Annotated in this window: 14 protein-coding genes and 9 pseudogenes; 3 read left to right on the top strand and 20 right to left on the bottom strand. The window is 34.2% G+C overall.

Going from position 1 to position 20,510, the window contains the following annotated elements:
- Nucleotides 1–27: 27 nt before the first annotated feature.
- The 8 genes and pseudogenes from JCM7501_RS15585 to murB form a co-directional block, all read right to left on the bottom strand.
- Nucleotides 28–919 (bottom strand): annotated as a pseudogene (locus JCM7501_RS15585) (sugar ABC transporter permease).
- Between the two features lies 1 nt (nucleotide 920).
- Nucleotides 921–1,841, bottom strand: a complete 921-nt coding sequence (locus tag JCM7501_RS04085; protein WP_012995620.1) for a carbohydrate ABC transporter permease — start codon at nucleotides 1,839–1,841, stop codon at nucleotides 921–923.
- A gap of 46 nt (nucleotides 1,842–1,887) precedes the next feature.
- Nucleotides 1,888–3,132, bottom strand: coding sequence for a sugar ABC transporter substrate-binding protein (locus JCM7501_RS04080; protein WP_013150585.1), 1,245 nt, complete (start codon nucleotides 3,130–3,132; stop codon nucleotides 1,888–1,890).
- A gap of 58 nt (nucleotides 3,133–3,190) precedes the next feature.
- On the bottom strand, nucleotides 3,191–4,771 hold the full coding sequence (locus JCM7501_RS04075) for an alpha-amylase family glycosyl hydrolase (protein WP_028991894.1): 1,581 nt from the start codon (nucleotides 4,769–4,771) through the stop codon (nucleotides 3,191–3,193).
- Between the two features lie 184 nt (nucleotides 4,772–4,955).
- Nucleotides 4,956–5,920: pseudogene (locus JCM7501_RS04070) on the bottom strand (gluconeogenesis factor YvcK family protein).
- Nucleotides 5,921–5,927: 7 nt separating this feature from the next.
- Nucleotides 5,928–6,783, bottom strand: a pseudogene (rapZ, locus tag JCM7501_RS04065) (RNase adapter RapZ).
- Between the two features lie 7 nt (nucleotides 6,784–6,790).
- A complete protein-coding gene (locus JCM7501_RS04060; protein ID WP_012995625.1) occupies nucleotides 6,791–7,522 on the bottom strand; it encodes a PHP domain-containing protein in 732 nt (243 codons plus the stop codon).
- 12 nt (nucleotides 7,523–7,534) lie between these two features.
- Entirely contained in the window at nucleotides 7,535–8,440 is a 906-nt protein-coding gene (gene murB / locus JCM7501_RS04055) for a UDP-N-acetylmuramate dehydrogenase (RefSeq protein WP_028991893.1), read from the bottom strand.
- 697 nt (nucleotides 8,441–9,137) lie between these two features.
- Here murB and JCM7501_RS04045 point away from each other — a divergent pair.
- Nucleotides 9,138–9,464 carry a YtrH family sporulation protein gene (locus tag JCM7501_RS04045; protein WP_013150588.1) on the top strand — a complete coding sequence of 109 codons (327 nt, stop codon included), beginning with the start codon at nucleotides 9,138–9,140 and terminating at the stop codon, nucleotides 9,462–9,464.
- The gene (locus JCM7501_RS04040; protein ID WP_013150589.1) at nucleotides 9,461–9,916 is read left to right on the top strand and encodes a hypothetical protein; all 456 of its coding nucleotides are present in this window, start codon (nucleotides 9,461–9,463) and stop codon (nucleotides 9,914–9,916) included. Before JCM7501_RS04045 ends, JCM7501_RS04040 begins: the two co-directional genes overlap by 4 nt.
- Nucleotides 9,917–9,927: 11 nt before the next feature.
- Here the strand turns inward: JCM7501_RS04040 and JCM7501_RS04035 are convergent, their stop codons facing one another.
- The 4 genes and pseudogenes from JCM7501_RS04035 to JCM7501_RS16145 all read right to left on the bottom strand — a co-directional run.
- A complete protein-coding gene (locus JCM7501_RS04035; protein ID WP_028991892.1) occupies nucleotides 9,928–10,674 on the bottom strand; it encodes a cysteine hydrolase family protein in 747 nt (248 codons plus the stop codon).
- A 124-nt stretch (nucleotides 10,675–10,798) separates the two neighbouring features.
- Nucleotides 10,799–11,518, bottom strand: a pseudogene (locus JCM7501_RS04030) (HAD-IC family P-type ATPase); the annotation flags it as partial.
- 182 nt (nucleotides 11,519–11,700) lie between these two features.
- Nucleotides 11,701–12,813 (bottom strand): annotated as a pseudogene (gene mnmA / locus JCM7501_RS04025) (tRNA 2-thiouridine(34) synthase MnmA); the annotation flags it as partial.
- A gap of 140 nt (nucleotides 12,814–12,953) precedes the next feature.
- Nucleotides 12,954–13,061, bottom strand: a pseudogene (locus JCM7501_RS16145) (cysteine synthase A); the annotation flags it as partial.
- Nucleotides 13,062–13,534: 473 nt separating this feature from the next.
- On the opposite strand from JCM7501_RS16145, the gene JCM7501_RS12545 reads away from it, so the two are divergent.
- Nucleotides 13,535–13,687: a DUF1540 domain-containing protein gene (locus JCM7501_RS12545; RefSeq protein ID WP_013150593.1), complete on the top strand. Its 153-nt coding sequence runs from the start codon at nucleotides 13,535–13,537 to the stop codon at nucleotides 13,685–13,687.
- 259 nt (nucleotides 13,688–13,946) lie between these two features.
- Here JCM7501_RS12545 and copZ read toward each other — a convergent pair whose 3' ends face one another.
- From copZ to JCM7501_RS03990, 8 genes and pseudogenes are all read right to left on the bottom strand, one after another.
- Entirely contained in the window at nucleotides 13,947–14,171 is a 225-nt protein-coding gene (gene copZ / locus JCM7501_RS04020) for a copper chaperone CopZ (RefSeq protein WP_013150594.1), read from the bottom strand.
- A gap of 70 nt (nucleotides 14,172–14,241) precedes the next feature.
- Nucleotides 14,242–14,876: pseudogene (locus JCM7501_RS04015) on the bottom strand (VTT domain-containing protein).
- An 87-nt stretch (nucleotides 14,877–14,963) separates the two neighbouring features.
- Nucleotides 14,964–15,320, bottom strand: a complete 357-nt coding sequence (locus JCM7501_RS04010; RefSeq protein WP_013150596.1) for a DUF134 domain-containing protein — start codon at nucleotides 15,318–15,320, stop codon at nucleotides 14,964–14,966.
- A gap of 156 nt (nucleotides 15,321–15,476) precedes the next feature.
- Nucleotides 15,477–16,164, bottom strand: a pseudogene (locus tag JCM7501_RS04005) (anaerobic ribonucleoside-triphosphate reductase activating protein).
- Nucleotides 16,161–18,238, bottom strand: a pseudogene (locus tag JCM7501_RS04000) (ribonucleoside triphosphate reductase). The pseudogenes JCM7501_RS04005 and JCM7501_RS04000 overlap by 4 nt, the downstream one beginning before the upstream one ends.
- A gap of 388 nt (nucleotides 18,239–18,626) precedes the next feature.
- Complete coding sequence (locus tag JCM7501_RS03995) at nucleotides 18,627–19,304, bottom strand: ABC transporter permease (RefSeq protein ID WP_256201117.1); 678 nt, start codon at nucleotides 19,302–19,304, stop codon at nucleotides 18,627–18,629.
- Nucleotides 19,286–19,570, bottom strand: coding sequence for a hypothetical protein (locus tag JCM7501_RS16530; RefSeq protein ID WP_256201116.1), 285 nt, complete (start codon nucleotides 19,568–19,570; stop codon nucleotides 19,286–19,288). The genes JCM7501_RS03995 and JCM7501_RS16530 overlap by 19 nt, the downstream gene beginning before the upstream one ends.
- Before the next feature lies 1 nt (nucleotide 19,571).
- Nucleotides 19,572–20,510 carry an ABC transporter ATP-binding protein gene (locus JCM7501_RS03990; RefSeq protein WP_028991886.1) on the bottom strand — a complete coding sequence of 313 codons (939 nt, stop codon included), beginning with the start codon at nucleotides 20,508–20,510 and terminating at the stop codon, nucleotides 19,572–19,574.

Here is a 20,510-nt window from a genome sequence, read left to right as displayed (position 1 = left end):
TACAAATTGTTCCATGTGTAACAATTTTTATCCTTTTACTGCACCTGCTGCAAGACCAGCTTGTAAATACCTCTGCAATACCATAAAGAGTATTACAAGAGGAAAGGACGCCATAACAGAAGCTGCAGCAAATTGAGTCCAGTGAGCTGAAAATGGTTTTGAATAAATCTTTGAAGTCCTAAGGCTATTGTGTAATTTTCAGGTGACTTTAGTACCGCACTGGACAAAATAAATTCACTGTACACTCCCATAAAGCTAAATAAGAATATAACTACAAGCATGGGGGTCGCTAAAGGGAGAATTATTTTTGTAAAAATCTGCCAATGAGTAGCCCCATCAACTAAAGCAGCTTCATCTAACTCTTTTGGAAGACTATCAATATAACCTTTTAAAAGCCATATACTAAAAGCACTACTACCTGCCATCACTAGCATAAGAGCATAAAGATTATCCAGAAGGTTTAATTTTGCCATTATACCAAATATAGCAGGTAATGCCATAAATGTAGGGAACATCTGCATTATCAAGAGACTCTTTAAACCATTTTTTCTTCCTACAAATTTCATTCTACTAAAAGCATAAGCTGATGTAGCAGTCAAAAATAATTGAATAGTTGCAACACCAACACTCAAAATCATACTATTTTTACCCAAAGTAAAAAATTAGTCTTAACAAGCACATCCTTATAATTTTGAAATGTCATATGTTGTGGAAAAATTGAACCAGAGAAAAAGGCATCTCCAGGCGCCATAGAGGCTCCTACTACCCAAGCCACAGGAAACATTATTATCGCAATTACAGCCCATATAATAAGTCGGCTAATCCAAAGAGATACTTTTTCATGGGGTTTTAATTTTTCCCTATAATAAATCTTTTGAGTCCTTTTTTTATCACCAAATTTAACACTTGCATATTCCATTTTAGTCCACCTCCTCGAAAGCACGAGTCATCTTCATATTGATAAGGCTTAGTGTGCCAATTATCAAAAATATAATTATAGACAAAGCCGCCGCTAAGTCATACCTATTAAATTGCATTGTCATCTTGTATGCTGAACTTACAAGCAAATCAGTATGACCCGCAAAAGAAGTATCTGTTCTTGGAGGTCCTCCTCCTGTAATTAAAAATGCTGCACCAAAGTTGTTGAAATTATATGCAAAAGATGAAATAATAAGTGGTAAAGTAGAAGATGTCAACATTGGCACTGTTATCATTCTAAACTTTTGAAACCATGTGGCACCGTCAATATCCGCAACCTCATAAAGTTCAGGCGGAATGGCTTGAAGAGCTCCTAAGGATGCATTCATCATAAAGGGATAACCCATCCATACACTAACCATTATAATTGCAATTCTTGCCCAAAATGGGTCAATAAGCCATGGTATCATAGGAAGGTGTAACTTCTGCAGTATCAAATTTATACCACCATACTGCTGATTTAAAAGTCCTGTCCAAGTAAGAGCAGCAATCGTGCCCGGAAGACCCCAGGGAATAATTAATATTGCTCTATAAAAATTTGTTTCCCACATATTCTTGTTATTCAAAATAACCGCTAAAAGAAGGCCAATAATATAGCTCAATAATGTAGCGGAAAGCGCAAAAATAACTGTCCATATAAACACAGGAGCAAAAACTACTTTGAAAGGGCCGGCAAGTATATCAATAAAATTTTTTAAACCTACAAATTGATAATTTTTAAAATGATATAAATTAAAGTTTGTAAAAGCAATATAAACAGTATACAAAATAGGTGCAAAACTTAATACAGTCATAGATAGTATAGCAGGAGACAAATAAGCATAAGGTCTTAATTTATCCCTCAGAGTTTTGTTTATTTTCATACAACAACCTCCTTCTCTAAAAAAAGGGGCTAGAAGCCCCCTTTCGTTACTGCTGTGTTTCGATACCTTGTTTGATTTGATTTACCATATCATCGGCTGCTTTGTCAACCTGGACTTTTCCAGACGTAATAAGCTGGAGTGCATTGCCTGCAGGAGTCCATACTGCTGCCATTTGCGGTATATTAGGCATTGGAATAGCATTTTTCGCCTGTTCTGCAAAAGCACTTAAAATTTCATTGTTCTTTACTTCGTCAGTGTTCAAAAGTGAGTTAAGAACTGGTATCCTGCTACCTGTTTCAAATAGTGGTAATCCTGTATTTTCAGCAAGATACTTCATTAAATCCCATGCTTCTTGCTGATGCTTTGAATTTGCACTTACAAAAGCAGCCTGAACACCTGCAAAAGAAGGCATCGGTTTACCCTCAACCTGTGGTAGTGGAGCAACTTTGAATGGAACATTGGCTTGCTTGAAACCGTCCACATCCCATGGGCCACTTATATAAAGTCCAATTTTTCCACTTTGGAAATTACCTTTTGCCATATCTCCATTTATATCTGCAGGCATGAATTTATATTTTGTTACAAAGTCTTTTATAAGTTCTAAGCCTTTCTTTGCACCATCGTTATTCAATCCTATATCGTTTGGATCAAGTCCACCACCTGTATCCTTAAACACATAACCGCCATAAGCAGATATAAAGGCAAAGCTAAAATAGAAGTTATTTACATCGTATTGAAATCCTACTTCTTTGCCCAACTTAATTAAATCATCAAGTGTTGCTGGAGGCGTTTTAACTTTCTCTGTGTTATAGAAAAGCGCATAAGTTTCCATAGAAATTGGAATAGCATACATCTTTCCATCATAAGACACTGCGTTTATGCTCATTGGAACATAATCATCTTTGTTTATAACTCCCTCTGGAACTTCGGCTAAAAGTCCTGCCTTCTGAAAAGTACCTAAGTTATCATGTGGCAAACCAAACATGATATCTGGACCCTTACCACTTTGAGCAGCTGTTGAGAAAGCTTGGAAGTCACTCTGGTCTGCCAAAACTTTTACTTTGTTGCCAGTCTGCTCTGCCCATTTGTTTGCAATCTCCTGAACTTTTGCTATTTCAGGGTCTGTTAAGTGGGACCATACTACCAATTCTACAGGCTCTTTCTTTTGTTCTGTCTGACCTTGTGATGAAGTATTTTCGCTTGTCTTACTGCCGCTACAACCTGTTAAAGCAGCTGACAAAACGAATACCATCACAGTCAGCAATGCAATTATTTTTGTGTACTTCTTCATACAAATCCTCCTCTTAATTTTAATTTTATTATAATAATTTTGGGAAAAACCCAAAATTTTATTTCACTCTTCCATTAGTCCATATACTGACACTGTCTTTAGGTAAAGTTACACTTAAAACGTTGTTTTCATCCTTACCTTTTTCAACTTTTAAAATAACTCCTTTCAATAAACCCTTTAAATAATCGTTGTATTTGCCTTTTTGAAGAGAAGTTTTTATATTCTGTACAGTAGTCTTTTCTCCTTTATTTATTGCAACTACAACTATATCTTTGCCATATTGCCTCTCATAGATATAAACGTCATCACTAACATATCTTGCTATTGTCTTACCATACTGTAATGCCGGTGTAATCTTACGCAAATTTGACAGTTCTCTAATTAAAACATAAGCCTTAGTATCCTCATTAAACTTTTCCATCATTGGCCTATTGTAAGGGTCATTTCCCCCATTTGTGTCATTGTGCAGATACTGCTCTGTGCCATAATATATTGCAGGTATTCCTCGTGATGTCATTATAAAAGCAATAGCTTCATGCAATTTGTCCTTATCATTATTGACTGATAAAAACCTCGGCATATCGTGATTGTCCACAAAAGTAATCAACTTATAAGGATTATCATAATCTTTATTTGTCTCTTCAATAGTATCATTCAATCTGTCAAAGCCATAACCTTTTTCAAAAACATCTTTTATTGCACTGTTAAGCATAAAATCCAATACAGAAAAACCACTTGTATTAGCAAATTGAATATTATAACCGTACAAAGGGTCAGTGGGACCGTTTAACATCCACTCGCCAAAAAGAATAGCATCTTTTTTAACGCCGTATATGGCATCAGCAAAACTTTTTACCCATTCCATAGGCATATGCTTCACTGCATCTAGCCTTACCCCATCAATTCCATGACTAAACCATAACTTGATAGAATCCTTTAAATACTTGTCAACAATAGGATTACTTTGATCAAGGTCCGCAAGGTCAAACAAATTTTTATCCTGCAAATCTTCTAAATTGTTCCAGTTGGTAATCCCACCATTATGATGAAAAAATTTATTGACATCATTGCTATAAGTTCCCAATAATTTCCCATCGTCATAAAGTGCACCGTTTTCAGCAAAGTCAGGATTATTTTCATCTGCAGGACTCGTATGATTGGGAGCAAAATCTAGTATAACTTTTATCCCATTAGCATGAGCAGTCTTTACAAAATTGTCAAAGTCCTCCCATGTACCAAAATGTTCTTCTACTCTTTTAAAGTCCCTCGCCCAATATCCATGATAAGGTGCATTTATTTCGCCATTATATATTGCCGGTTTGTTGATGTTATCTACAACAGGAGAAATCCAAATAGCTGTTACTCCCATCCCTTTTATATAAGGAATTTTTTCTGTCAGTCCCTTTAAATCTCCGCCCCAATACATTCTCCAATTGGTATAGGTTGGATCAAACATACCTTTACTTACTTTAGGGTCATCGTTGGACTTATCACCATTGTAAAACCTATCTATCATAACCTGATATATTACATCCGACTCAGGAACATTATTAGAACTGGCATCTTTAACACCACAACTGGTCAGCAATAAGGATAAAACTAAAATTATCGCCGCAAATAGCTTTACATTTTTTCTCATCACTTTCCCCCTTACAAGTAATTGCTAATATATTACAGCAATCGCTTTCTTGAAATGTATTTTTTAAAAGCGCCCAATTGCAACAGTCTTGCAATCGCTTGCGCTTATCCTTAATATTATTGTATATCTTACTTAACCAAATGTCAATATATTTTTTTGTATAATATAGACTAAAATTTGTCGTTCACTTAAGCAAGCCTATAATTACTTCTGCAAGCTTTTGCTCATTGTGCCTTATAAATTCCTTTTTTAAAGCTACTAAATTTTCTTCTACTACTTTAATTTCCATACTTTCTAGCTGATTCTTATCGTATTCAACAGGTTGTGACATGTCTTTTATATAGCGCTCCATATAATCATGGGGAATTTCGCCATTGTTGACAATAATGTAATCTAAAGATTTAAGCCCATGTTCAAAAAGAGCCTTCACATGGTCACAAGCAGTATAGCCCAAAGTCTCTCCTGGCTGTGTCATGATATTACAGACATAAACTTTAATTGCTTTGGAAGCTTCAATGGCGTCACACACTCCATCTACCAAAAGATTAGGAATTACACTTGTATATAAACTTCCAGGACCTAATACAATGGCATCAGCATTTAATATATCCACTAACACTTCTTCAAAAGGCTCTGCATGAGAAGGTTCAATATATATTCTCTTTATCTTACTATTTTCTTTTTGCTGCAAAACAGGAATTTGCGATTCCCCTTTAATGATAATTCCGTTTTCAAGCTCTGCTACAAGCCTTACATCATCAAGAGTTACAGGAAGAACTTTTCCTGATACAGCAAGCACATCGCTCATCTTTTTTACAGCTTCTTCGAAATTTTTTGAAATACCTATCATGGCTGCCAAAAACAAATTCCCAAAATTTTGCCTTTTAGCATTCCCTCAGTAAACCTGTACTGCAAAAGTTGTTCCATTGTAGGCTCTGTATTTGCTAAAGCCAGTATACAATTTCGTATATCTCCAGGCGGCAGTATCCCTAAATCCTGTCTTAGGATTCCTGAGCCACCGCCATCATCTGCTACTGTAACTACCGCAGTAATATTGGTTGTATAAAGTTTTAATCCTCTTAGCATAGTAGAAAGCCCCGTACCTCCGCCAATAGCAACAATACAAGGTCCCCCTTTAGAACACTTCATAGTCACCTTACTCCTCTCCTATATCTCTATGGTGCAAGATAACAGAATAATCTTCTTTTTTTAGAAACTCATAAAGGGCATTTGCAATAGTAACAGACCTATGCTTTCCTCCTGTGCATCCAATAGCTATAACAAGTTGAGATTTACCTTCTCTTATATAATAAGGGATTAAAAATTTAATCATGTCCCCTAATTTTTTTAAAAACTCTTTTGCTTCCTCCCACTTCATCACGTATTCTTTTACCTTATCATCATTTCCTGTAAAAGGTCTTAATTCATCAATATAAAAAGGATTAGGTAAAAACCTCACATCAAACACAAGGTCAGCATCAAGAGGTATACCGTATTTATATCCAAAAGACATAATATCTATTATGATTCCTTTAAACTTTTTGCCTTTTAAAAAGATATTAGACAATTCCCCTTTCAACTGGGAAGAAGTTAAATTAGTAGTATCTATTATGTTATTGGCAATTTTTCTTATTTCTGCAAGTCTCTTTCTTTCCTCATTTATTCCATCAACTATTCTACCTTCTTCAGAAAGAGGATGTTTTCTTCTAGTTTCTTTAAACCTCTTTATTAAAACCTCGTCAGAAGCTTCCAAAAAAACTATTTCGTAATCGTAGTTATTTTTTTTTCAAAAACTCAAGGCTAGAATAGATGTCCTCAAAAAACTGGCCACCTCTTAAATCCATACCAAGGGCTACCTTATCAACATTTTTTGAGTGATAAAAAAGGTCAGCAAGCTTTGGAAGAAGAGCAGGTGGAAAATTGTCTATACAAAAAAAGCCCATATCCTCCATAGCCTTCAATGCCTGTGTTTTTCCAGCACCAGAAAGGCCTGTTATTATTACAAACCTCATAAAAATATCACCTCTTTGCGTTTATTATATCTTCTTCTGTTAGTCCCGCCTTTTTTGCAATTTCTATTCCTCTTTCAAAGTCTCCTACTTTATGAGGTGTATGGGCATCGCTGTTTATTACAAATTTGCACCCCTCTTTTTTAGCTATCTTTACGTATTCAACTGTCATATAACCGTGACTTGAATTAATTTCAAGAGATGTCCCTCTCTCTTTTGCTGCTTTTGCAATCTTTTGTGTATCAATATCTACTTTAGCTCCCGGATGTGTTATTATGTCTATTTTGTATTTCTTTATTGCATTGATCATTGCCTCAGTATTTTTTTCTCTCATCTCTTTCCTCAAGGAAATAAAATATTTGCTTGCCACGTTCTTACCAAAAAGCTGTAAAGCGCTTTTAAAGTTTTTAGGCATTATGCCCGTGTGATATCCCATAAGCAAAATATCTAAATATTTCATAAGTTCATCTGGAACATCAATATCTCCTTCTAAGCTGATTAAATTTGCTTCTACTCCCATCAGCACTTTAATTTGTGGATATTTTTCATTAATCTTATCTATTTCTTCTCTCATTTTTTTAAAATCCCATTTTCTTAAGCCATAAAACACATGAGCTGGCCCATGGTCAGTGATTGCAATCTCCTCAAGCCCAATTTTTATCGCCCTTTTTACATTATCTTCTATTGTGCCTTTTCCATGACTGTATACCGTATGGGTGTGATAATCAGCAAAAATTTTCATTTGTCAAATCACCTATTTCTCTCCTATTATTTTTATTTCTGGTACAAGTTCCACTCCAAACTTTTCTTTTACTACTTTTTGTATATGCTCAATCAAATTTAAAACATCGTAAAAAGTTGCATTGCCAGTATTTATAATAAATCCCGAATGCTTTTCGGAAACTTTAGCTCCTCCAATTGAATAGCCTTTAAGTCCTGCTTCCTCAATCAATTTCCCAGCATAATATCCAGGTGGCCTTTTAAAAGTACTTCCGGCACTTGGATACTCCAAAGGCTGTTTTTCCCTTCTTTTTGCATTTAGTTCCTCCATTTTGCTTTTTATCTCTTCGTATTTCCCTTTTGCCAAACTAAGCCATGCTCTTAAAACAATCCAATCCTTTTCATGAATAATGCTGTATCTATAGGAAAAATTCATTTCTTCGTTTGATAAAATCAATATATTGCCTTCTCCATCTAAAACCTCTACTTTTTCTACCACGTCCTTCATTTCAGACCCATAAGCCCCTGCGTTCATCACTATTGCTCCACCTAAAGTGCCAGGAATCCCGCTAGCAAATTCAAATCCCGCAAGTTCATGTACAAGTGCCACATTGGCAATATAGGAAAGAGGTGCTCCCGCTTCAGCAATTATCCTATTACCTTCTACAATTACATTCCTCAAAGAGGATAATTTTATTACAACTCCCCTAATGCCCTTTTCACTTACTAATAGATTAGTGCCATTTCCTAGTATAAAAAAAGGGATGTTTTCTTGTTTCAACAAAGGTATGATTTCTAATAATTCTTTACGATTATTTGGTACAACTAATACATCTGCAGGTCCACCTATTTTAAAAGAAGTGTGTCTTTTCATGTGCTCGTTTAAATACAATTTCCCTTCTCTTAAAATATCTTTCAATTTGTCAATTATTTCATTCACTGTACCACTCCTTAAAATTTAAAGTTTAACTACTCTCCATCTATAGTCTATCAATAATATATTATTTTCATTCCAAAATGAAACTTTACCTGCAATTTTATAATATCACTTTTTTTTCAGAAAATAAATAGAGGGGACTACCCCTCCTTTATGCATTGTAACAAACTTTAAATCTCTTGCTTATGCAACCTTCTGAATCATACATGCTTACAACAGCTGTACACTTTTTTATCTTTATCTCGCAATTGCAATCCCTGCAAAAATATAGGTTATTCCCTATTTTGCCCACATTCGTACTTTTGCAATTTGGGCATTCCACAGCAATCACCTCTTCATCAGCCACTTACACTGTGAACTGCATCGCCAATGAATTGGCGGACTTTAGGGCCACAAACTGCCGTCTATTCTTTGGCGTGTTCAACACACCTCCCAGTATAAGCAGCTTTTGATTTGTGTATTAAGTAATCTAATCTTAAAATTTTGAATATTTTATGTATTTGTTAAAATTATTTCCATTTCAATTTTTATTATACCACAGGTAAAGAAGTTGGATATAGTTTGAAATTACATCATATCTTCTAATATTTTAAATTTTCTCTTATATTTATTCAGTATTTCTCTCTTTTGCAAAAAAATATCCGTTTTTCTAAGTTTTTTGCTTAAAAGTTTAAGCATATAATTATATGAGGTGTTCAATATGATTTTTAAAGTTGTAAAAGTCTTTTCCATCCCTTTTTTCACATCAATGGGAGTTGTTATAGGTGGAGCTTTAATTGGTGCTTTATCAGCTGTATTTACTTTTGACTCTCCTGTCAAAATAATTAATATGATTTTAAAAGATATACGATTATGGGCAATATTGGTAGGACTCGGAGGTTCTTTTTCTGCTATAAGAGGTCTGGAAATAGGTTTAAGCGGTGAATTCACGCAACTGGCAAAACAAGCTGTGATAATTCTTGGAGCTTTTTTAGGTTCTTACACTGGTTTTAAAATTATTTCTTTTATTGTTGGTGATTTTAAATGAAAAAGTATTACCTTCACTTTTGCTTTTTTATTCTCGGCTTTATTATTGGGGGTTCTATCATAAATGCAGTAAATGGCATCAAAATTGAAAAACTAATTTTTGAAAAAGAAGCTTATAAGATGAAGTCTATTGAATTAAATGAAAAAGTATCAAAACTTAATGAAACATTGAAAAACAAGCCCCAAAGAGTGGTCACAGATATAATTGTCAACATAAACAATGCTGACAATAAATTGACTATGGAGATAGAAAAATATGTAAAAGGAAAATTAAAGGGTTTATACGGAAAAGAAATAGAAAAAATAGACCCCACATTAATAAAAAACATTTTTGACGACAGAATCCTAACAATTGAAAATGAAAAAATAATTTTAAAGGTTAAATTTGTTGTGATAAATAGTATACTTGAGATTTATTTGGATATTGACGAAAAAATCCCCTTAGAAGAATAGACAAAAATTACTTACTCTTCTATTAACTCTTTTACAACTTCTATACCGTTTAATTTCATGTGATACAAAAACATAGTATGTATCAAATCACCATCATGAGGCATTATCTTAAGGTACTGGGCAGTTTTTACAGAAATGTCATAAGTTTCAACACAATTTTCTGGCACAATTACATTAACTTTAAGATCATTGGCATTTGCAATCATTTTTATAGACATAGCCGTCTGGTAAACGCATAAATCAGTACAATCTCCCACCACAATAAAAGTAGATTTTCCTTCCTTTATCATATCCAAGGTCTTTTTCAAAAATTCATTTCCACCTTCTAATTCCCCACCAAAAAACGCATTTAAAGAATTCTTTTCAAAAACTACCGGCTCCCCTTCAATTGTTTCCTTCAATTCATCCACAATTTCACTTTCAAAACTTCCTCTTACACAATGCTGTGGAAATTCACTAAATTCTGTTGCTCCTACAGTATGAGAATCATTTATAAAAAAGACATTTTTTATACCCTTTTTATGCGAAGCCTTGATTAAATTTTTTATAGGTTCTATTATGCCCGCTATTCTAGAGCTAGATAATGGACCACTTTTACAAAAGCCATTTACCATATCCACAATCAAAATTGAAACATTTTGAGGGCCCCCAGCATTATAAATAATACTGCTGAGACTTTTATTATCGAGATTGCTGTAAAAATCAAAAAGGTAATTTAGAAAAGGCCTGGTATTATACAAAAAACTATCAAAATTCATAAAAATCCCTCCAATGAAAATCTCTGTGTTGACTAAATTATACCACAAAACAAAAAAACAGAACATTCCATACTGCCACTGAAACACCTATACAAGAATGAGTTTGGACAAATCCAAACTCATTCTAACTATTATCCCCTCTAAACCTTCTTAATCTCAGAGCATTTAAAACAACTGACACTGAGCTAAAAGCCATCGCCCTTCCCGCTATAGCTGGAGTTAAAAATCCCATTGCAGCAAATGGTATACCAATTGTGTTGTATATAAAAGCCCAGAATAAGTTTTGATATATATTTTTCATGGTGGCTTTACTTAATTTTATAGCAGTCACAATTCCCATAAGATTACCACTTATGAGTGTTATATCTGAGGTTTCTATTGCTACATCTGTACCTGTACCTATCGCTATGCCGACATCCGCGGTAGCCAAAGCTGGAGCATCATTAATGCCGTCTCCTACCATTGCAACTACTTTTCCCATTTTCTGAAGCTTCGCAACCTCTTCAGCTTTATTTTCTGGCAATACTTCCGCTAGCACATTTTTTATGCCAACTTGTTTTGCTATCGCCTCAGCAGTTCTTTTATTATCTCCGGTAATCATGTATACTTCGATACCCATAGCTTGTAACTTCTGAATTGCTTTTGCCGAGTCATTCTTTACAGTATCTGCAACAGCTATAATGCCATAAACTCTGTCGCGAGATGCCAATATCATTGCTGTTTTACCCTGTAATTCTAGTTCTGTGACCTTATCTTCAATTGACGTTATACCAATATTTTGTCTATCCATGAGCCTTCTATTGCCAATATAAAACTCTTTTTCATTTATCGTAATGCATATACCGTTTGCCCTCTGCAGATGTTCTCCTCCATTTATGAGTATACCATTTTCTGCTCCTATCAAAGCTTTTAAGCCCCTTTTCTATTTTTGTTGCACAAGACATCCCTGTTATTTTTAAATTAGCTTTTTTGGCCATACTTCTGCCCCTTTTTATCTCTCAGTATTCTTATAGGGTATTCTGCACATCAAAGGGAATTCCGAAATTTTATTTTAACTTTCCTTTCTATTATTCCGCCTCCCACAACAATATCTCCATCATAAAAAACTACTGACTGCCCCGGTGTAATAGCCCTCTGTGGAGAGTCAAATTTCACAAAAACCCTCCCATCTTCAAGTGGTCGTATAACTGCATCTTGCTCTTTTGCAGTGTACCGTATCTTTGCTTTTACTCTCATCTCTCCTTCAAGTTTGTCAATTGAAATAAAATTATTATTGTAAGAAATGAGTTCATCTCCATATACTTCGTCACCGTATCCTAATACTACCACATTATTTTCTGCATCGATATCAACAACATAAAGAGGTTTACCTACTGAAATTCCCAGGCCTTTCCTTTGTCCTATTGTATAATGTATAATTCCCTTATGATAACCTAAAAATCTACCTCTCGTATCGCGGAATTCTCCTGGTTTTATCTCTTCTTTGGCATTTTCTCTAATAAATTTTCCATAATCATTATCAGTTACAAAACAAATTTCCTGACTATCTGGTTTTGATGCAACCGGCAGACCTAAGTCCTTAGCCAATTTTCTGACTTCATCTTTTTTATATTTACCCAGTGGAAACAAAATATGCTCAAGCTGAGTCTGAGTAAGATTATATAGTACATACGTCTGGTCTTTGGAAGTATCTACAGATTTCTTTAATAAATACCTTCTTCTTTCTTCATCATACTCTTTAATCGCATAATGGCCCGTTGCTACGTAATATGCCTCTATCATTAAAGCTCTTTTTAAAAGTTCTTCAAATTTTATATATTTATTGCAAGCAATACAGGGATTGGGAGTCCTCCCTCTTAGATACTCATCTACAAAATAATCTATTACTTTTTCTTTAAAAACATCTTTAAAATTCATTACATAATATTTAATGCCAATCTTATTCGCTACTCTTCTGGCGTCATTAACAGCAGCCAATGAACAACAGCCGCCTTCAACTCTTACTGCTTCCTCATCTTTGTCCTGCCATATTTGCATCGTAACACCTATAACCTCATATCCCTGTTCTTTTAAAAGATAAGCCGAAACAGAGCTATCAACACCTCCACTCATTCCCACTACTACTCTGTTATTTTTTTCATAAAACTTTTTAACCTCCTATCTTGTAGATTCAGATATCTAAACCACGAAGTAATTGCATTTTTTCCGTACAATTTACCGTTTCTTAATTATTAGTATCTGTTCATAATTCTATATTTATTGACGATAAAGTTCAATATTCAAAAAAATTTCTGCATACTTAAATAGCTTTTACCTGTATCAGGCAACTCAGTTACAACCCGTTTTCCTTTCCTAAAACGATTTGCAACTTCAATTGCGGCAAAAATTTCTCCGTTCTATGCTCATCGTATCAGGCATTACAAGAATCAACTTATACCCTTTTACAGTACTGACCATCGTACCTCCGCTGCATTTTCAGGAACAATTCTATTTAACTTGAAGACATAAGTTTTTGCCTCCTTTTAATTCCGATTATTTAGATAGGAATTATATGATTTCTTTTCTTAAAGTATCACAATCTTATATCAATGTCAATAGATACGTTTCAAAATTTAGTTTATTTAACATTGTCTGTAAGTATAAAATTTAACACAGGAATTCAAGGTAGAAGAGATAAGTGCAATATTTTGATAACATTCCTTAAGCCATGTAGATTTCTAGAGAAAGATGGGTGACAAATATGTATTTATAAGGTATTTCGCTATTATGTCTTAGCCTTTGTTATTTTGTTCGCAAAAAGTATAATAAATTAATATATGGAAATACTATTTGTTGATAATAAATAAGTGAGGTGTGTTATATGACAGCAGAAAATGTAGTTAAATGTTCAGTAAATACTTGCAGCTACTGGAAAGATATGAGATGCCACGCTCCATCAATTGAAGTAAGTTCAAAAGTAACGCCTGCAAAAACTAGCGCAGAAACAGAATGCACAACATTTAAACCAAAATAAAAACAACTAAAGAAAACCATTGATAAGTATTCAACGTTTCAGACTTTAGGCATAAGAAAAGTCTCCGCTTTTATGCGTAGAGTGCATCGCGGAATTTTTGAAACTAGTTTGCGAAATTTTAGGGAAAGCAGCTTACCGTCGAGCCTGCACTCGAGCATAAAAGGAGGAGACTTTATTTATAAGTAAAAAGTTTGTCGAAAGCTGATTCATTTTTAAATCCTTCAACGCTTTTGTTCACTTTAAATTTTTAATAGCTATATTACACTTCATATCCTGTATCAATAATTGCTTTTTTCATATCATCTATAGAAACTTTGGAAGGATCATAAGTTACCGTAACATTTCCTTTGTCAAGGTCAACAACAGCTTTTGATACACCATTTAACTTTTTTAGTGCACTTTCGACAGACATTTTGCAATGGTTACATGTCATCCCCTTAACATTTAATATAATAGTTTCACCTTTAGGTCCAAACCAGCCCATAACTCCTATACTCCTTTCATAAATTTAAAGTATTATATATGGCAGTACATAATTTGTAAAAGTTCTTGACTCAACGTTTTTTTCTATTTAAAAAGCTTACAATTGGGGGCATTAGAGATATAACAATTATCGCAATTGTTACAAATCCAAAATGGTCTTTTACTATCTGCAAATTTCCAAAATAATAACCTCCTAAAGTAAAAAGTAGAACCCACAGTGCTCCACCTAATGCATTGTAAAACAAAAACTTAAAATACCTCATTTCCCCAATCCCTGCTACAAAGGTACAAAAGTTCTAATAATTGGTATAAACCTTCCTATAACAATAGTAAAAGAACCATACTTTTCATAAAAACTACGAGCTTCTATCAAATGCTCTTTTTTAATTAATTTTAAATTTTCTCTTTCATAAATCTTTTCCCCGACAAATTTTCCTATGTGATAGTTTGCCGTATCTCCCAATATTGCAGCAGATGCTAAAAGCATAATCACATAAAATACATTTAAGCTGCCAATTGCCGCAAACGTCCCTGCAGCAAAAAGAAGAGAATCTCCTGGTAAAAAAGGAGTTATTACAAAGCCAGTTTCAAAAAAAATTATAAAAAACAAAATGCTGTAAGTCCAGGCACCATACATTTGTATAATGTTACCCAAATACCTATCAAGATGCAATATAATATCAATGAAATCTTTTATAAGGTCCATCTCCTCCATCCTTTCATATATATAGTAATTCTAATTCACAGCATTAATTATACTATATATATGAAAGGTCTTGTAAAAATATATGAATCAATCTTCTCCACCCCAATAGCTATGCCTATGGCGCATACCTCTATGGCATCTTTGTTCTTCATTATAAACCCTGTAATTGCCACCTTCCACCCTTATCGCTTTGCCATTGACTAAAGCATCAGCTACCTTTTGTCTAGCAGAACTTATTATTCTAAAAAAGGTGGGTCTTGACACTTTCATCATATCAGCACATTCCTCTTGCTCTAAACCTTCCAAATCCTTAAGCCTTATAGCTTCCAATTCCTCTACTGTTAGTATAACTTCATCTAACATAGACATAGGGACGCCAACAGGTTTAAAATGCGTCACGTTTGGTTCACTTCTAACCCATCTACATTTTGGAGGTCTTGGCATTTTATCACACCCTATTGTTTAATAAATGACGATTACTTTTATTTTACACTTTTTAAAAAAAAATATCAATCCTTCATAAAAGAATGGTCCGTATAAACATTTTGTGGATATTATTCATACACCTTCGGTCTGTCGATCTCCCTCGGTTTTTACCTCTTATTCTCTTATTAATATCTCACCAAAATTTCCATTTAGTTTTTCTTTTATTTTTTTCAAAAAGCTAATATTACAATCTTGAATTCCACTCCTCTTCTTATCCAATACTCCTTCCTCATACTTGTACCTTTGTAAAACATACCTTTTCGCAGGAGAAATCCAATCAGCTAAAGCCTCAAAATCTTCTAAAGTAAGTAGTTTGTCATTTACAGTAGTTCTAAATTCGTAATCTATATCAGAATTTTTAATTATCTCTACACTTTTTTGAACATTATCTATATCTTTTTTTGTTTTTTAAAAATATGCCATATTTTTCTATTGGTGCTTTTATATCCATAGCTATATAATCGAGCAATCCTTCATCTATTAAATTTTCTAACACTTGTGGTCTTGATCCATTAGTGTCAAGCTTAACACTAAAATTTAAATCCTTTATATCTTTTATAAAATCTTCTAATCCTTTCCAAAGAGTAGGTTCTCCGCCTGTAATACACACTCCTTCTATCAAATTTGCTCTCTTTTTAAGATAATCAAAAAACTCCTTTTCACTCCGCATACCTTCCCTTATTTGAATTAAATAAGAGTTATGGCAGTAAGGACACTTAAAATTGCAGCCACTTACAAAAACAGTGGCTGCAATTTTTCCTGGGAAATCAACAAAAGAAACAGGCATAAAGTCGTATATCATATGACAAATTCCTTTCTGTCTTTAAACTCTTTTTTCTTTCCTTCATTCCAATTTTTTACTGGCCTATAGTACCCTACAACTCGACTGTAAACTTCACATTCTTTTCCACAGTAAGGGCACTCATAATACTCTCCTGATATATAACCATGGTCTTCACATATAGAGAAAGTTGGAGTTATAGTATAGTAAGGAATTCTATAATTATAAGCTATCTTTTTGACTAGAGCTTTGCAGGCTGTCACATCGTTTATACTTTCTCCAATAAATCCGTGAAATACCGTACCTCCTGTGTATTTTGTCTGTAACTCCTCTTGTAAGTCAAGAGCAGCAAATATATCTTCAGTAAAGTCTACAGGAAGCTGTGTAGAATTAGTGTAGTAAGGCACATCGCTACCTGCAGTTATTATATCAGGGAATAATTCTTTATCTTTTTTAGCCAATCTATAGGAAGCTCCTTCTGCAGGGGAAGCTTCTAAATTGTACATGAAATTAGATTCTAATTGATATTGTTCTAATTTATGCCTCATAAAATCCAATACTTCAATGGCAAATTTCCTTCCTTCTTCACTGGCTATGCTTACTCCCATGAAATTTAATAGTGCCTCATTCATCCCAATGAGCCTATCGTGTTAAAATGGTTTTGCCAGTAAAATCCAAATCTCTTTTTTATATCTCTCAAGTAAAATTTCGAATAAGGATACAATCCCATTTCAGTCATTTTCTCCAAAACTTCTCTTTTTATTTCAAGGCTTGTTTTTGCAATATCCATAAGCCTTTCTAACCTTTGGAAAAACTCTTCTTTTGATTTAGATAAATACCCAATTCTTGGCATATTTATAGTTACAACTCCTATTGAACCTGTAAGAGGATTCGCTCCAAAAAGCCTCCCTCCTCGCTTTCTTAATTCTCTGTTGTCCAACCTCAACCGACAGCACATCGATCTCACATCATTGGGATCTAAATCACTATTTACAAAGTTGCTAAAATAGGGCAAACCGTACTTCGCAGTCATTTCCATTATTTTATCTATGACAGGACTATCCCAGTCAAAGTTTTTTGTTATATTATAAGTGGGTATTGGAAAAGTAAATATCCTGCCGTTGGCATCTCCTTCCATCATAACTTCTGCAAACGCTATATTTAGCATATCCATTTCTTTTTGAAATTCTTTATATGTTTTATCCATCAATTGACCGCCAATTATAACAGGTTCATCTGCCATAATCTCCGGTACCACAAGGTCCATAGTTATGTTTGTAAAAGGAGTTTGAAATCCTACTCTTGTAGGAACATTTATGTTAAATATAAACTCCTGCAAAGCTTGCTTAACCTCTTTGTAAGAAAGATTATCGTAATATATAAAAGGCGCTAAATAAGTATCAAAGTTGGAAAAAGCCTGAGCTCCTGCTGCTTCCCCTTGAAGTGTATAGAAAAAGTTGACAATCTGCCCAAGAGCAGACCTAAAGTGCTTCGGAGGTTTGCTTTGAACTTTTCCTTCTACTCCTGTAAATCCAGAAAGAAGTAAATCTCTTAAATCCCATCCACAGCAATACACAGATAAAAGGCCTAAGTCATGAATGTGCAAATCTCCGTTTACGTGGGCATCTCTAACTTCTGGAGGATATATTTTGTTTAACCAATAATGAGCTGTTATTGTACTGGAGATATGATTATTTAAACCTTGAAGTGAATAACTCATATTGCTATTTTCATTTACTCTCCAGTCCAATTTTCCTATGTATTCATCCACCATTTTTTCAATATCCATAAACATCTTTTTAAACTCTCTTATGTCTTGATGCTGTTTCCTATACAAAATATAGGCTTTTGCCGCTTTAGCATGACCACGCTTTATTAAATATTGTTCTACAATATCTTGAATTTGTTCCACACTAGCTATTCCTTCTAAATTCTTTTCAACATAATTAGTAACCTCATCTGCTATTTCTACTGCTTGTTTATATTCCCCTTCCCCCACTGCTTTAAAAGCTTTATATATAGCATTTACAATTTTAGATTTATCAAATTCAACCTCTTTCCCATTTCTTTTTATAACTTTCATAGTAATTTCCATATTTTATACCTCCATTTCATTTCATCATCACAGTGGCGGGACCGTGCAGGACTTTCACCATACTTCCATTTTAACCTAATTTTAAAGTCAAAATTGGGCACCTCTAATTGAAAGTATTAATTTTTGCTACAAAATATGGTATACATAATCGCATTCACCTCAATATATAGTATAACATTGCTTCATAACCTTGTCAATAAAAAATAATTTTTTAACATCCTTTTTTGTAAAGTATATTTCTTTGCATTTACCACATATTCTAAAAAAGACCTAGTTCTCCATAATATATGGCAGGACTTTAATATTCGTTTATACTACCACAATATCTGCAAAATAAATGAACATGAATTTTTTTTGTTAAAATGCCAATATAAAATGGACATCCGCTTTATCTTCCGCGGATGTCCTGCTTCATAAAAAGTGTAAAGGAAATGCCAAACAAAGCAACACTTATAGCGATAAGCCCTGCAATATGCGGCCAAATGAGTAAAAGGCTTTGTTCAAATGCAATAGGAGATGGAATAGCACCAACTAATTGTTCTACGGTAAGAGGTCCTAGCGCTCTAACATTAGGAGAAAGCAAAGTGGTGATTGCCTCTTGATACAAAATATTAGGAGAAAGCCGTAATAAATACTGATGCGTATGCATCTGCTGTAATACTACTTGCGGTGCTCCCTCTGGATTAGACGGCACAATTATATTAACAATCATTTCATAAAACAGTGTAAAAAATAGCCATATCGCAATACTAGCCAGTAGTGAAGTAGCCGATTGTCTGAAATATATTGAAAAGAGAATAGCAAGGCTCAACCATACTGCAACATATAAAGAAGTAACAAGTAAAAATACAACAATTCTTAACACTTCTTCAATAGTTGGAGGTATTCCAAAAAAAAGTATTCCTAATCCCATTACAAATAATCCTAAAGCAATGAAAAACGTAGTAATTACAAAAAGAGAAGCAAGCCACTTAGACAATATCACATCATCCCGATATATTGGCTGAGCAAGTAATCGAAGAAGAGTTCCTTTATTTTTCTCCCCATTTATTGCATCAAACGCCATACCAATTCCAAAAGGGGTGCTAAAAAACCTACAAAAGCAATAAAGGAAGGAAGTTTCCCGTCAGAAACTGTAAAAATTTTTAAAAATAAATTTACGTCACCAATTGGAGTCTCCGCTTTTGGCACTGCATCCCTAATCGTCATAGCTGCAGTATAAATTGATGCCATAGCAGTAAGAAAAATTAGTGCTAGCAATATATTAAACCTCCAGCTGTGAATGTGATCAGAAACTTCTTTTTTGACTAACACATAAAGTGAGTGGCGCATTTTACTGCACCCCCTCAAAGTAGCAATGGTAAATATCGTCAAGTCCATAGACTTTAGGTTGAATCCGATGTAACTCATATCCCTTGTTTACAACCACAGCTGCTATTTGTGGTGCCACGTCCTTATTGGCATTTATAACTAATGTTTTATCCTCTCTTTCCACTTTTGTTACACCTTCTATTTTAGAAATAATTTCAATTATCTTATCGTCATTAGGCGCTACAACTGCTTCAAAAGTGTAAAGTTCAGAAAAAAATAGCTTTTTGGCCAATTCACTAATGGTACCTTGTGCAATCAAGCGTCCCTTTACAAAAATCCCCACTCTGTCACATATTTCTTGAACTTGATGGAGATGGTGAGAAGAAAGCAACACTGTTATTCCTTCTTCTTTGCTAAGTTTTCTAATAAGATTGAGGAATTCTCTCATTCCTTCAGGATCAAGCCCTAAAGTAGGTTCATCTAAAATTATCATTTTAGGTTTTTTTATCAATGCATCAGCTAAACCTAATCTCTGACGCATACCACGGGAATAAGCACCAACTTTTTTGTTTATCGCTTCTTTCAATCCGACACGATTTAAAAGTTCTTCTGCAGTCTTATGGGCTTTACCATCTTCCATTCCATTTAACCGTGCGGTAAGAATTAAATTTTCTAAGCCCGTCATATCGTCATAAAATCCCACGTCTTCGGGCAAATATCCTACCCACTTTTTTACTTTTAAAGGTTCACGCGTGGCATTAATACCTAAAACCTTTGCTTCTCCTTGGGTAGGTTCCACTAAACCTAATATCATGAGAATTGTGGTAGTTTTGCCAGCACCATTCGGCCCTAAAAGGCCAAAAACTTCACCTGTCTTAACAGTCAAGTTTAAATGGTCAACAGCAGGCTGAGTGCCATAAATTTTTGTTAAATTAATAAGTTCTATTACAGCCTCAGCCAC

This window comes from Thermoanaerobacter thermocopriae JCM 7501 (assembly GCF_001310975.1).
In the GTDB taxonomy this organism is placed as follows: domain Bacteria; phylum Bacillota; class Thermoanaerobacteria; order Thermoanaerobacterales; family Thermoanaerobacteraceae; genus Thermoanaerobacter; species Thermoanaerobacter thermocopriae.
The sequence above is the reverse complement of the archived record's forward strand: the minus strand, read 5'-3'. Positions and strand labels throughout refer to the sequence as shown.